The sequence below is a fragment of the Leptospira bourretii genome (assembly GCF_004770145.1).
Lineage (GTDB): Bacteria > Spirochaetota > Leptospiria > Leptospirales > Leptospiraceae > Leptospira_A > Leptospira_A bourretii.
Genome location: NZ_RQFW01000016.1, coordinates 50,034 through 64,477, shown reverse-complemented (window position 1 = coordinate 64,477; position 14,444 = coordinate 50,034). Strand labels below are relative to the sequence as shown.

Sequence of the window (14,444 nt, the reverse complement as noted above, 5' to 3'; positions counted from 1 at the left end):
AGATGGATTTTGATAAGAAGTCCTATATTCAGTTTTCGTACAATTGGGGTAAGCGGCCAAAACGGATAATTCACAAATTGCAGCCTCCTCTTTTGCCTTTGAACAATCCTTACCCATCGAGGTGTCACAATGAAAGGTAAGAACAGCGATAAAAATAAATAAAATAGTTCTAATTCCAAAAAGGATTTTGGAATAAAAAGACACAAAAGAATCAATCAGAAACAAATATTAACCTTCCTTAATATAATACATATATCATATTCTCTGTGTTTATTAAAATGTTATTTAATTTACAACAAAACATTTGTTTTGCTGTAAATATTTTTTAATTTCAAAAATTCATTAAATCCTGTTACATCCGGAACCGGCGAAAACCAAAGACCGTTTTCTTCCTCCTCGAAAATCCCCAAACAAGTTCTTTTGGGCTCTTATAAAGAATCTGATTCAGATTTTTTTTTCGTTCTCGTTGACAAAACCAGGTTTTCACCTTCTCAACTGCATAAATTTAGACTAAATCTAAAAAATTGCTTGCTTTTCATTGCTAGACTTATTCTAAATTTAAACTAAATCTAGAAAGTGAAGGACAATATGAGAACAACGAATATTTCTGCTATTGCCATTTTAGTGCTCTCTTTCAGCTCTTTAGGGGCTGCGGACACTAAAGAATCTGCAAGTTCGATGGAACGCCAAGGCAACTCTAATCAGTTTTGGTGGCCGGAAAGACTGGATTTGGCACCTCTCCGCCAACATGCGGCGGAATCCAACCCGATGGGGAGACAATACAACTACTCCAAAGAATTCAAAGACTTGGATATCCAACAGATAAAAGAAGAAATCAAAACCTTGATGAAAACCTCTCAAGATTGGTGGCCTTCAGACTACGGTCACTACGGCCCTTTTTTCATTCGGATGGCATGGCATAGCGCCGGAACTTACCGCATTTCAGACGGACGCGGGGGAGCCGGTGGTGGGCAACAAAGATTTGAGCCACTCAATAGTTGGCCTGACAATGCCAACCTTGACAAAGCAAGACGTCTCCTTTGGCCAATCAAAAAGAAATACGGAAAAAAAATCTCTTGGGCCGACCTTATGGTCCTCACTGGAAATGTGGCTCTGGAATCCATGGGATTCAAAACTTATGGGTTTGCAGGTGGACGAACAGATGATTGGGAAGCCGACCTTGTATACTGGGGACCAGAAAAAAAATGGTTGGCCGACGAACGATACGAAGGTGAAAGAAAATTAAAAAATCCACTTGGTGCCGTACAAATGGGACTTATTTATGTAAACCCAGAAGGACCAAATGGAAACCCAGACCCACTAGCAGCTGCTAAAGACATCAGAGAAACCTTTGGCCGAATGGCGATGAATGACGAAGAGACAGTGGCTCTGATTGCTGGTGGTCATACATTCGGAAAAGCTCATGGAAAAGCGGATCCTTCCAAACATGTAGGAAAAGAACCGGCTGCAGCTGGCATCGAAGAACAAGGATTTGGTTGGAAAAATAATTATAAAAAAGGAAATGCAGAAGATACCATTACCAGTGGACTGGAAGGTGCTTGGACTGCAAACCCAACTAAGTGGACCACTCAATATTTAAACAACTTGTTTGGTTTTGAATGGGTGCAAACCAAAAGCCCAGCAGGTGCGATCCAATGGATTCCAAAAGATGGGGCCGGAGCCAATATGGTTCCCGATGCTCACGACAAAACACTCCGACATGCTCCCATCATGTTCACAACAGACTTGGCTTTAAAATTTGATCCAAGTTACAAAGTGATTGCTAAAAAGTTCCAAGAAAATCCAAAAGAGTTCGAACTTGCTTTTGCAAAGGCATGGTTTAAACTCACACATAGAGATATGGGACCACTCTCCCGTTATATCTCAAAAGATTTACCGAAAGAACCACTCATTTGGCAAGACCCACTACCTGCCGTTGACCATAAGTTAGTTGGTGCAAAAGAGATCGAAAACCTAAAAGGAAAAATCCTAAAATCAGGTCTGACAATCCCTGAGTTAGTAAGAGTTGCTTGGGCCTCGGCTGCAAGTTTCCGTAGCACTGATATGCGAGGGGGAGCAAATGGAGCAAGAATTCGTTTGGCACCTCAAAAAAGTTGGCCCGTAAATGATCCAGAAGAGTTAACAAAGGTATTAAAGAAGTTGGAACAAATCCAATCTGATTTTAACGAATCCGGAAATAAAATTTCACTTGCCGACTTAATTGTGTTAGCTGGAAATACTGCAATCGAAGATGCGGCAAAAAAAGCGGGAGTTGATGTGAAAGTTCCTTTTACCCCAGGGAGAACGGATGCCACACCTGAACAAACAGATGTTTATTCCTTTTCGGTGTTAGAACCAAAAGCAGATGCATTCCGCAACTACTATGGTGCCGGAAACTCTTTGTCTCCAACGGAAATGTTAGTGGATCGTTCCAATATGTTATCCCTTACCATTCCAGAAATGACAGTTCTTTTGGGTGGAATGAGATCTCTCGATGCAAATTCGGGAAAATCAAAACACGGAATCCTCACCACTCGCCCAGGAGTTCTTACCAACGACTTCTTTGTCAACTTACTTGATATGTCGACAAAATGGCAAAAATCTGCTCAAACTGATGGAGTATATGAAGGGGTCGATCGCAAAACAGGCGCTAAGAAATGGACAGCCACTTCTGTGGATCTAATCCTTGGATCTCATTCTGAACTACGTGCTGTAGCGGAAGTATATGCGGCAGATGATGGAAAGGATAAGTTTGTAAAAGACTTTGTTTCCGCTTGGAACAAAGTGATGATGCTCGACAGGTTTGACGTAAAGAAATAAGAATGCCAAAACCTTCACGAAAACAATTCCTAACAACATCGTTGGTCTGGACAACCTCCCTCTTTTTTCTAGAGGGGGGTTTTGGTTTAGTTACAAAATTGATGGCAGATAAAAAACCTTCTGCCCCTTTGCCAGAGGGTATGCATCCAGTTTCGGAATCGGACCCAACTGCCAAAGCACTTGGGTTTCATCAGGATGCCAAACAAACTGATTTTATCCTTTATCCAGAAAGAAAAGAACCAGGATCCAAAAATCAATTTTGCAAACACTGTGCACAATTTACAAAGATCAATGAAAGCTGGGGGAAATGTAATATCATTTCCTCTGGTGTTGTGTCAACAGAAGGTTGGTGTTCTGCTTGGTCACAAAGAACCTAAGTTTTATTTCCAAACACATTGGGTTAAATCTACTTTTTCGAAAACCCAAGGTTTGTGTGCATGTTTTGCATTTTTATCTTCAATTAAGTCGAAGGATTTTGTTTCAGAAGAAATACTTGGGAAATATAAAGTAAATGGAGTATTTTTCATCTGGGTTCTTTTGGGACAGAGCCCCACTCCTTCGGATTTTATGAATGGATAAGAAGCTCCCGAATCATCTCGGAACAACATCCCTTCTTTTAAAACACATACCTTTTTAGATTCTTTTGTGTATAATTCCAATTGTGTTTCTGTATCAGAAACACAAACTTTACTCAAAACCACGACTCCTAAAAATTCGGAATGCAGATCACAACACTTAGGCTCTGGATTCCAATTACGTTTCGTCTGTGTAGACACTTCAGATTTTTCTAAAGTGGTTTCCTTAACAGATTCTGTTGAACATGAGCACAAAGAAAAGAATACTCATAAAAATAAAAAAATATATTTTTTTAATATCTTAGAAACCACATTCATTTTACTTAAAGTTTATAGTCGTTTATTGTAACTTTTGTTCATGATATTTGGATTTTCAGTTTTCTTCCATCTCTTTTTTAGCAATCAAAAATTTCAGAATTCAAAAACCTAAGAATGAAAAATGATTTCCTGGTTTTTCCGCATGACGCATTGACATTAAAAGATATTTTAAGTGGTAGCGTATATTTGGCTGAAAAGTTTAAAAAAACGAATTCAACTTCCATCCTGATTCCCGTCCTAGGACGACAGTTCTCTTCATCCGCTTTAAAATGAAATGAGTATATTGGTTCTAAGGAGAAAAAAAGGATATGATTCAAAAACTAAATCCGTTTGTTCTGGCTATATTACTTTTTTCAGGCTGCAATTCTGTCGGCCAAAAACGTTTTGCCGAAATGATCGAAGAGAAAGTAAGAGCAAGGGCCGCTTATGATTTTGATTGTCCAATTATGGACATAAAAGTCAGCATGATTGACAACAAAAATTTTGGGGCTACTGGTTGTAAACAACGTGGTACATTTACAGTTCATCCAGCAGAATGCACTCCAGTTATAATGACCGAGGAAGGTGTGGACAAGTATTGTCAAATTGTAAGAAATTAAAAAGACAAAGTTGGGATTAAAAAATAAATCCCAATGCATGGCTATTACGCATTGGGAGAATTCGGGATGGATTCTTCTTTGAAGTAAAAAAGAATCTGATTACTGAAAACTTCCTAAAATTTAACAAATCAAGTCGACTTTAGATTTTCCAGTAAGATTTTGTTTAGTTTCTTGATTCTATTGTGAAAATAACTTTGGTCTGCTAGTGAACAAGAAAAGAGATAACTTCCATAAATGGATACCACCACATTTTTGGAAATATTCCAAGCTTTGCTATTGGAATATCCCTCTTTAGAAATTACTTTTGCTAACTTCGTAGTAAGATCTTTATAAAAAAGATTTAATTTGTCTAGGTATTGAACCCTATGATGACTGAGAGCCAAACTACTCATAAAAATAAAAAAATATATTTTTTAATATCTTAGAAACCACATTCATTTTACTTAAAGTTTATAGTCGATTAATGAAACTTTTGTTCATGATATATGGTTTTCAGATTTCTTCCATCTCTTTTTAGCAATCATCAATTTCTGAATTGAAAAACCTAGGAACGGGAATTGATTTCCTGGTTTTCCCGAATATCTCACTATCAAAGAAGAAGTTTGAATTGTTCGTGCATTTTTTGCTAAAAAATTTAAAAAAAACGAATTCAACTTCCATCCGGATTCCCGTCCTAGGACGACAGTTCTCGTCATCCACTTTAAAATGAAATGAATGTATTGGCACTATGGAGAGGAAAAGGTTATGATTCAAAAACTGAATCCGTTTGTTTTGACTATATTACTTTTAATTCACTGTGGCTCTTTCCCCGTTGGAGAAAAACGTTTTAACGAATTAGTCACAAATAAGGTCAAGATGAGAGCTTCAAATGATTTTGATTGCCCAGTTGGAGATGTTAAAGTTAACGTAATAGACAACAAAAATTTTGGTGCAAGTGGATGTAAACAACGAGCAACATATACAGTTTACCCTGCAGATTGTTCTCCAACAAGTACACATGAAGCCGGGATTGAGAATTATTGCCAACTCATAAGAAATTAAAATATAGTCGAAAAATACTACAAACACAAGTTATGTTTAATTTATTCTCTAATCATACATTTTAATTAAGGTTTTGTTTTTAAATTTTCCGAAACAATTTTATTTAGTTTTTTGATTCGATTGGTAAAATAACTTTCATTACTTAAAGAACAAGAAAAAAGATAACTGCCATAAATGGATACTGTAACGTTTTCCGCAATGTTCCATGCCTTACTTGGGGAATATCCTTCTTTTACAATGGCTTTCGCAAGTTTGGATGTCATATCTTCATAAAATAAATTAATTTTATGAAGATACAATTCCTTCTGTTTTGACAAAACCAAAATGCTCACAAAATGAATATAACCCAGAAAAACTTTATCGTTAACAAAAAAATTCAGGAACTCATCAACCCCTCTTCTACCTTTTATTTTATAATCAGTAAGTACAGCCATTTTTTCAGAAAGAGTGCGTTCTGCATGATTCAAAACAAATTCAAGCATATCAGACTTTCCACTTGGAAAAAAATAATAAATACTTCCTTTCCCTAAACCTGTGGCTTCTCCAACCATTTTAATGGATACACCATCAACGCCGTGGTCACAAAATAACTCAAGTAATGGAGAAACCAAATCGTTTTTTTCTGTTACCGATCTTGCCATCTTTACCAAATAGTCAACAGTTTACCAATCAGTAAATAGTTTTTCAATATTCTTTAGTTTTTTGATTGTGCACGCAAACAAAAGAAAAATTGTTTTTGAAAGTCAGTAGAAAATAAAAAGGCTCGATTATGAGAAAAGAAAATTCCAATCAATTTCAACTTGATCCCAAATGGAAGTGGCTGGAATTTTTTTTGGGTTTTAAATATGCCATCAACCTATATAGCCCTTTTGTAGGATCAGGAATTCGAGTAATCAAATATGACAAAGAAAAACATCAAATTGACGTAAGATTAAAAATGAATTTTTTTACTCGAGGGTATATGGGAACTCATTTTGGGGGATCTATCTATTCCATGTGTGATCCATTCTATGTATACTTACTGATAAAGCGATTAGGAAATCTTTATATGATTTGGGACAAACATGCAGAGATTGATTATATCAAACAAAACAAGGAATCAGTGTTTGCAAAATTTGAAGTAACGGACAGTGATATAGAAAATATCAAATTTCTTTTAACAAAACAAAAGAAAACAAATTATACTTTTTCAACCAACATAGTTGATTCGCAAGGGGACATCGTTGCCTCAGTTAAAAAAAACATATACATCAGAAGAATGGGAACCAATACAAAAAATGAAAAATCAGAGTATTGATTTCACTCCGAAATAATTAGAATGAAAATATTAATCCTAGAAGATGAACCAGTTCATGCAAAATATCTAACCAAGTTATTGAACGATATTTTGGATTTGTCTACTACTGAAATCAGTCATGTTGCATCTGTGGATGAGGCTTATATTTGTTTAAAACAAACATCTATCGATTTATTTTTTTTAGATCTCAATATTTTCGGTTCTGATAGTTTCGAGGTTTTGGACAGATTCCCCGAAAAGTCGATAAATACTATTGTTGTTTCGGCCAATCCAGAAAATGCAGTCCGGGCTTTTGAATACGGTGTCATTGACTTCCTCGCAAAACCAGTCTCAGAAGAAAGATTAAGATTGTCCTTAGAAAGATATTCATTTTTTACAAATGCCAACTTAAGAAAAAACAAAAATAATACAAAATCACGATTGTTAAAAGTAAACTTAGACCAGCTCGAAAACCGTCTATCCCAACTGATGGAAGTAGAAAAAATTTATCAGAACGAAGATTTATCTCTCGAAGTTCTTGCAGAAGAACTAGAGTTACACCCAAGACAACTTTCTGAATATTTGAATGAAAAAAAAAGCACTAACTTTAGTTCTTTTTTACATAGTTACCGAATCAAAGAAGCCAAATACCTTTTAGAAAAATATCCCGAGAAAAAAGTCAGCGATATTGGATTTGCAGTTGGATACAAATCACTTTCTAATTTTTATGATGCTTTCAAAAAAGAGCAGAAAATTACCGCATCAGAATATCGACAGAGGACTTTCATTTCCTCTATAATCTCTAACACCACCGAAACTAACAATTTCATTAATGTCTGATTCAAATACCAAAATTGAAGAAAAAAAGATTGTTTGATTAAAAAAAACTTACAAAATCTGCTCTTGATTCCCGTCCTAGGACGACAGAAAAACCAAAACGAATTAGAATCATAACGATACTTAATAAAACTCGCTCATCCGATTTAGGAGACTTTGATATTTAGAGCAAATGATTCATTGATTAGTTCGTTTAACGCAGAAAATAGAAAATTAACAACAAAGATATTTTCTATAATAACCTTATACTTTTGTTTATTGATTTCTCTAACATTTGTCAGTTGCGCAAAGGAAGAAAAAAAAATAGATCCATCAGATACAGTCGGATTATTAGGTTTACCAGTAGGAAACCAAACATCCATAAGTTCTGACGATAGTAATCCAGCAGGAGTATTACCTCCTATTCCTCCAGTGGTTGGTGCACCTGCTCCTCCAGGACAACCGCTGAACGCTCCCATCTTGAATCATCCTCAGACTCATATAAACAATGCAGCTGTGTCAGAAGATCCGAGTGGATTTCATGGTAATATTCTAATCGATCACATTAGCTTTCAACTACCAGTACATAATCAGACAACAGTTACTGCCTATATTGGAAAACGTAATATGATGCTAGAACAGGATGGGACGGTTGTAAATGCTACAAACTTTAAGACATTAACTCCACTGAATCCTAATGGAGGCGCATTTTGGTTTAATTTTAAATTTCCTTCAGATCGAAAGCAGGAACTAATTCTTGTGGCACGAAATGAATTTGGTGCATCTTCGAAAGAAATTGATTTTTCTCACAATAGAAACTGCATCGGTGCACCTCTTGTGCCCATTACTATTGGAGATTGCGACCAACATTGTTTTGAAATCACAAACATTGCAGGAAATTTGGAATTCAAATCAAAACTCAAACACGGAGAAATTACTTATCTAGAATTTGATTTTTATGGCCTCTCTCCCAAAACGGGAGGGTTTCTTCTGACACCAGGATATTTCAGTTATATTTGGGATGATCCAGCCTTCCCCCCATTACAACCAGGAGTTACTTCTGTTGCGACAACTCTCAACCAAGAAGGTAAAGATAATATTTGCCTTGAAATACAGAGTAATATTGCGATAGAGGATGGAAACGGAACCCTTAGCATTGATTTCTTCCATAGTAGAGTTAGGTTGGAATAATATTCTATATTAAGCATATTTGAAAAAGAATGTCTACATCTTCAAGTGTCAAATGAGAGGGTTAGATAATAAAATCGAATTTACTAAATACAATATTTAGGGAGTATTCTAAAGAATAAATGATGAAAGACTAAGTTTAATTATGGAATTTTGTAGACTTCCAGATATTGATTGCCCACTCTTTATCAGTTTCATATTCAAAACTAATTGTAACATGACATAGATTGTTATTCGTCGCAATATTGCCAGTTAGAAAATAAAATTCCTTCCCATCTTCATTGATAAGTTCTATTGTCGCCCATCCCAAAAGCAGATTATTAGAATATTTTATGACTTCTAAATTTTTCGGCGTTTCCAACAATAAGTTTTCAGCTGAAATTGGTATTCCGTCATTTCCCTCAACAATAAAAGACGATCCTCTTATTGTTTTATCTTGATACCAATAAACTTTTGTTTTACCATCATTCTCATTGTCTTCATAAAAATAACCAGGGATATCAGTAGTCCAAAACCCAGTCATTGACCTTTGTATACTTCTTTTTTTTAAATCCAATATCCGTAGGTTGAGGAGACAGACTAGAAACTTTTTAAAAATAGCCACGCCAACATCACCTAACAACAGTACGCTTAATCATTTTTTATATTTTAAGGATTTGATCCAGATGTAACTATCGCACTTGGCAAAGTACTGGCACCTACATTTCCATTGGGTGACAAACTTCCATCACTCAAATTGATCCTAAACATACCGACTGAAGCAGAATTTACATTAGTTAAATACAAAAATTTTCCAGAGGAATCTGTAGAAATTCCTTTTGGGGCATCTCCTTGGTTGACCAGATAAGTAGGTCCTTGAGACAAACTACCATTGAACGGATCAACTCTGTACATAGAGACTAAATCAGATCCTTGATAAGTCATATAAATATATTTCCCTGCAGGATCAGCAGTAATGTCCCTTGCATTTATACCTATCGCGGTTGTTGCTGAACCTAATGATTCCAACATTCCATTATCAGGATTGATTCGGTAAGATGAAATATTATTATCTGAATCATTAACGAGGTAAAGATTTTTACCATTCGATAAGATTACCAAGCTTCTCGGGAAGGTTCCCGTTCCAATCGATTGTATTACAGTAGGATTAGGTAAACCCGTTGTTGGATCTATATGAAAGACATCTATACTCCTTCCGCTATAATTAAGAACATATAAATAATTTCCCAAAGGATCTATCATTAAGCTAGATGCACCAGTGTTTACTGCCATCGTATATACTGATGATAAAGTTCCAGTTGCTTGGTTCACAACAAAAGTATTTACATTTTCAAAATTTCGAATATAAACTATATCCTTATAAGGATGGTATACTAAACTTGATGGAGAATTTCCGCCACTAGCGACATTTCCTAAGCTCGTCAAATTTCCGTTTGTTTGATTGATCGAAAACTGCGAAATATCATTGGAACTTCTATTGGGTACAGTTAAGTATTTTTGACTTGGACTAATGCCTATTGATTCTGGCCCACCTCCGGCAGCAACAAACCCAGTTGAATTCAAAAGACCTGTCGTTGCATTTATTGAATAAGAATTTACTAAACTAGAATTTGTATTCACAACATAAGCAAACTTAGGTGCAAACAATGATTTTATGATCAGAGAGATAGTAGTTTGACTACTGCTACTATTAGCAGTGATCAAATATTTTGTTGAGTTCATTCCCACGAGTGGGGTACCTGATATAACACAAGTAGATTCGTTTAAAGTTAAACCTGCCGGTAAACTCGGTGAAGAACTACAGGTTTCAACTTGCTCTGAAGCAAACGGTATGATAGGACCAATCGGTTCATTTTGCCGAACGACAAGAAAATCCGAACCGTAGTGTAAACGAAACGGACTTAATCCTCCGAAACCTGCACAAAGAAACTTTCCATCAGTGGAACCAAACTCGAGTAATGCGGATACTAGAAAACTTTTGCTGTTAGGGTCACAAGTAGAATTTAAGTTTGCTGGGCTGCACTGAGAATTTAAGAAAAGTAAAAAAATTATAAAAAACAAACGAATTAAATAAAATTGATCCTTCACGATACATTCCCTTAGTGTGCATACTAATCCAAAAGAGAGAGTTTGTCGTCCGGGGACGGGAATCCGGAGTCGTAAGATCCTGATTAATGAAATTTATCGCCAAAGTTTGGTTATAAATCCGAATCAAACATTTTAATGTAGCATATTAAGCGACACACGAAACAAAACAGTAAAAAATATCCTAGAATGGATTTCTACTTCCAACTTACAGAAGTTTGCCGAATTGACCTATATTCAAATTTATGGATTGGAACCTGCGGTAACAATCACAGCTGGACTAGTGCTTGTAGGCGCTGTCCCATTCGTAGTTAAACTTCCGTTGGACTGGTTGATTGAAAATATCCCAACCGTTCCACTTGCAATATTTGTATTGTACAAAAATTTACCTGAGGGATCCACTGTGATTCCCAAAGGTTCCGTTCCTGTGGGAATCGTATTTGGTGGTAAAGGGCTCAGTTCACCAGTAACGGCGTTCGTCGCAAACATAGAGACAGTATTCGTATCTCTATTCGTCTTATACATAAATCGCCCCAGGGGATCAGTTGCTATGGAACCAGAAACAACTCCACTCGATGGAGTTTGGGGAAAAACAGAACTCATCAAACCAGTATTACTGTCAATTTGATAGGTAGAGATGTTACTACCAGTATCGTGCGACACATACAATGTCTTTCCGTTGGCATGAAATGCCATTCTTTTGGGTCGAATATCCGAAGGGATAACTTGAATCGGGTTTGGACTAAGGAGTCCTGTGATCCTATCTATTTGATAAGACTCGATTAAATTCCCATTGTAAAATGGATCATATAAAAAATTTCCAAAATGATCTACGAGAGACTCTCCAGCGGCATATGCCATAGGAATCGTATTGATTAAGACTAAATTTCCGGTAAGAGGGTTTACAGAAAATGTTGAAAAGTTATCTGTATTTCGTATATAAATCAGGTCTTTGGTCGGATGATAATTTACTGAGATAGGTGTATTACCTCCACTTAGAACAGTTTCAACTAAAGTCAAACTTCCGTTAGTTTGATTAATTAAAAATTGGTTAATATTGTTTGTATTTCGATTGGCTACTGTAAGGAATTTTTGATTGGGACTAAGCGCCATCGACTCAGGCCCTCCTCCTGCAGCGACAGCACCAGATGCATTTAAAACTCCTGTATTTGCATCAATCGTAAACGAGTTAATTAGCCCCGACCCAAGATTAGCAACAAAAACAAATTTAGGTATAAATAATGATTTGATCACCAAAGGAGTTGTTATCTGTTTATTTTGATTTTTTGCTGTGATTAAATATTTAGTTGCATTCAACCCCACAGACGGTGTTCCCGATATCTCACAATTGTTATTATTTAAAATTACACCAGAGGGCAACTGAGGTGTTGATTCACAATGGTCAATTGGTTCAGAAATGAAAGGCTTTAAGTTACCGATAGGTTCATCTTGTTTGAACACAAGGAAATCTGTTCCATAATCCAATCGCAGAGGAGTAGTACCTGAAAATAAAGGACACAAAAACTTCCCATCCGAAGAACCAAACTCTAATAATGCGGAAAAAAGAAAATTCTCACTTTCTGGATCACAAGCTCCATTTAATTTGGATGGTGCACAGCGCAAAGTAAAAAGGATCAAAAAGAAACTCAATAATATATTTACAATATTGATTTGCTTCTTAACAAAGATTAACATAAGTTGTAATTTAATTCAAAAGATGAAATCTGTCTTCCTGGGACGGGAATTTGGAGTGTTATCGGGTTGTTAAATTCTCTCTTTCAATCACCAATAAAAACAGATGATTCAAATCCAAGGATTTCCCGTAGGGCAATTGACCACATAAAAAAACTTATTGTGGTTTTACTTCTGATTTCATGCCAAAACAAACCAACTGATAGCAGTTTGCCGAAAGCAAAAGCGGGAAAGATGTTTCTGACAGAAGCCATGTTTCAAAACCAAACTTCGATTAAATTAGATGGTGAATGGGATTTTTATTATCAAAAACTTCTTAGTTCAGAAGAAATAAAAAAAAACAGTTCAATATTAAAGAATGATACTTTAGTTCTTCCGGGATTTTGGAATGAAATAAAACGGGAAGGAAAAGTTTATTCACCGCAAACCTATAGCACATTTCGCCTACACTTAACTTTACCAAAATCATTTCTTAATGGGCAATTTTCGTTTTATATCCCACATGCATTCACAACTTATCGCATGTATCTAAATGACATCCTCATTTCTGAAAACGGGACTGTCGGATCCTCTGAAATAGAAACTAAAGAATACTGGTTACCTAAAATTGTATTTTTTACACCAACTTCGGAAGACTTAGAAATAATTCTTCAAGTTGCAAATTACAAATCCTTAAATGCAGGTTTTAGGCAAAGTATTGAATTTGGAACCCAAGAATCAATGCTTAGAACAAAACAAGTTCGTTTGTCTTTGGATATTTTTTTAATCGCAAGTTTGTTCGTAATATCACTCTACCATTTTACTCTTTACCTTTTAAAGAAAAATGACCAAAGCCTACTTTACTTTTCGTTATATTCATTTGTCAGTATGGTTTATAAATTCACGAGCGGAGAATTCTTTTTACTAATATTATTTCCCGATTTTGAATGGAGATGGTTGATTAAAATTTTTTTCCTTTCAGTTTATTTAACTTTTCCATTTTTACTAATTTTTATTGAAAAAGTATTCCCAAGTGAAATCAATAAAAAGCCTTACTATATATTCCAATTTATATTTTTTTCATTCTCCATCTTTGTTTTATTTTCCGAATCAACATGGATAGAAGAAACATTATTCCCTGCGGAAATAACAATGTTGTTTTGTTGTATTTACATTTTCTGGATTTTATTCAAGGCATTAACAAACAAAAGAGAAAATGCAGCTGGTTTTTTATTGGGCTTTCTCTTTTTATTTCTAACTGTCTTAAATGACATCTTATTTGAAAAAAATATCATTAAAACCGAAGTGTATGGTCCACTAGGGACATTTGTTTTATTTTTCTCTCAGTCCTTTTTCTTATCAAAAAAATATTCTAAACTATATACAACAGTTGAAAAACAAAAAATTGAATTGGAACAAACCGTTTCATTAAAAGAAAACATTTATCGATCCAATATCCTTTCTAAACGAATGGAATTGGAGTTGTATAAAAAAACGATCCAACCTCATTTTCTGATGAATTCACTTTCGGCAATCCGATATTGGGTTTCTGAAAGCCCAGTTAAATCTGCAGAAATTTTAGATTCTCTTGTGGGAGAACTCCGTATCATCTTAAAAGTTGCTTCCAAACAATTAATTCCCATTGGCGATGAAATCGAATTATGCAAGTATCATATCGGTGTCATGAAATTACGTATGGAAAAAGAGTATCGGTTTAGAACTTTCGGAATCAATCCGAATGAAGGAATTCCACCTCTCATTTTCCACACTCTCATTGAAAATGCATTTACACACGAAGATTCAATTAAAGCAAAATTGAGTTTTGTTATCCTTAAAAAAAACATCAAAAAAGGAGAGAATTTATTTTCAGTCTATTGTTTTATTGTGTATAACCACTGTAAGACCAAGGAACCAGAAGTTTCAAAGACTGGATCTGGAACTGGTTTGGAATATGTAAGACTCCGATTGGAGGAATCCTTTTCGGGCAAGTGGTCTTTACAACATGGAAAGTCTAAAAAAGGATACCGAGTTCTCATCCAAATTCAGATTACCTAA

The 14,444-nt window shown here is 35.4% G+C and carries 13 protein-coding genes; 8 read left to right on the top strand and 5 right to left on the bottom strand.

Annotated elements, in window-relative coordinates; all coding sequences use genetic code 11:
• The first annotated feature begins 588 nt into the window (after nt 1-588).
• Together katG and EHQ47_RS10650 are read left to right on the top strand one after the other, a co-directional pair.
• A complete protein-coding gene (katG, locus tag EHQ47_RS10655; protein WP_135777163.1) occupies nt 589-2,820 on the top strand; it encodes a catalase/peroxidase HPI in 2,232 nt (743 codons plus the stop codon).
• Nucleotides 2,821-2,921: 101 nt separating this feature from the next.
• The gene (locus EHQ47_RS10650; protein ID WP_244290311.1) at nt 2,922-3,197 is read left to right on the top strand and encodes a high-potential iron-sulfur protein; all 276 of its coding nucleotides are present in this window, start codon (nt 2,922-2,924) and stop codon (nt 3,195-3,197) included.
• Nucleotides 3,198-3,200: 3 nt separating this feature from the next.
• On the opposite strand, the gene EHQ47_RS10645 is transcribed toward EHQ47_RS10650, so the two are convergent.
• Entirely contained in the window at nt 3,201-3,521 is a 321-nt protein-coding gene (locus EHQ47_RS10645) for a transcriptional regulator (RefSeq protein ID WP_244290310.1), read from the bottom strand.
• Between the two features lie 500 nt (nt 3,522-4,021).
• On the opposite strand from EHQ47_RS10645, the gene EHQ47_RS10640 reads away from it, so the two are divergent.
• Both EHQ47_RS10640 and EHQ47_RS10630 read left to right on the top strand, forming a co-directional pair.
• Nucleotides 4,022-4,312, top strand: coding sequence for a hypothetical protein (locus tag EHQ47_RS10640; RefSeq protein ID WP_135747080.1), 291 nt, complete (start codon nt 4,022-4,024; stop codon nt 4,310-4,312).
• Nucleotides 4,313-5,056: 744 nt separating this feature from the next.
• Nucleotides 5,057-5,353, top strand: a complete 297-nt coding sequence (locus EHQ47_RS10630; RefSeq protein WP_135750072.1) for a hypothetical protein — start codon at nt 5,057-5,059, stop codon at nt 5,351-5,353.
• Nucleotides 5,354-5,418: 65 nt separating this feature from the next.
• On the opposite strand, the gene EHQ47_RS10625 is transcribed toward EHQ47_RS10630, so the two are convergent.
• Nucleotides 5,419-5,994 (bottom strand): TetR/AcrR family transcriptional regulator, encoded by a 576-nt coding sequence (locus EHQ47_RS10625; RefSeq protein WP_135777162.1) that lies wholly within the window; start codon nt 5,992-5,994, stop codon nt 5,419-5,421.
• A 128-nt stretch (nt 5,995-6,122) separates the two neighbouring features.
• On the opposite strand from EHQ47_RS10625, the gene EHQ47_RS10620 reads away from it, so the two are divergent.
• The 3 genes from EHQ47_RS10620 (at nt 6,123) to EHQ47_RS10610 (ending at nt 8,636) form a co-directional block, all read left to right on the top strand.
• Nucleotides 6,123-6,650 carry a DUF4442 domain-containing protein gene (locus EHQ47_RS10620; protein WP_135777161.1) on the top strand — a complete coding sequence of 176 codons (528 nt, stop codon included), beginning with the start codon at nt 6,123-6,125 and terminating at the stop codon, nt 6,648-6,650.
• Between the two features lie 21 nt (nt 6,651-6,671).
• Nucleotides 6,672-7,469, top strand: coding sequence for a response regulator transcription factor (locus EHQ47_RS10615; RefSeq protein ID WP_135750069.1), 798 nt, complete (start codon nt 6,672-6,674; stop codon nt 7,467-7,469).
• Nucleotides 7,470-7,622: 153 nt separating this feature from the next.
• On the top strand, nt 7,623-8,636 hold the full coding sequence (locus tag EHQ47_RS10610) for a hypothetical protein (RefSeq protein ID WP_244290309.1): 1,014 nt from the start codon (nt 7,623-7,625) through the stop codon (nt 8,634-8,636).
• 136 nt (nt 8,637-8,772) lie between these two features.
• Here EHQ47_RS10610 and EHQ47_RS10605 read toward each other — a convergent pair whose 3' ends face one another.
• The 3 genes from EHQ47_RS10605 to EHQ47_RS10595 form a co-directional block, all read right to left on the bottom strand.
• Nucleotides 8,773-9,189, bottom strand: coding sequence for a hypothetical protein (locus EHQ47_RS10605; RefSeq protein WP_135746880.1), 417 nt, complete (start codon nt 9,187-9,189; stop codon nt 8,773-8,775).
• 92 nt (nt 9,190-9,281) lie between these two features.
• Nucleotides 9,282-10,721 carry a lactonase family protein gene (locus tag EHQ47_RS10600; protein WP_135777159.1) on the bottom strand — a complete coding sequence of 480 codons (1,440 nt, stop codon included), beginning with the start codon at nt 10,719-10,721 and terminating at the stop codon, nt 9,282-9,284.
• Nucleotides 10,722-10,961: 240 nt separating this feature from the next.
• A complete protein-coding gene (locus EHQ47_RS10595; RefSeq protein ID WP_135777158.1) occupies nt 10,962-12,413 on the bottom strand; it encodes a lactonase family protein in 1,452 nt (483 codons plus the stop codon).
• 231 nt (nt 12,414-12,644) lie between these two features.
• Here EHQ47_RS10595 and EHQ47_RS10590 point away from each other — a divergent pair, with 231 nt between their 5' ends.
• Nucleotides 12,645-14,444, top strand: a complete 1,800-nt coding sequence (locus tag EHQ47_RS10590) for a sensor histidine kinase (protein ID WP_341867462.1) — start codon at nt 12,645-12,647, stop codon at nt 14,442-14,444.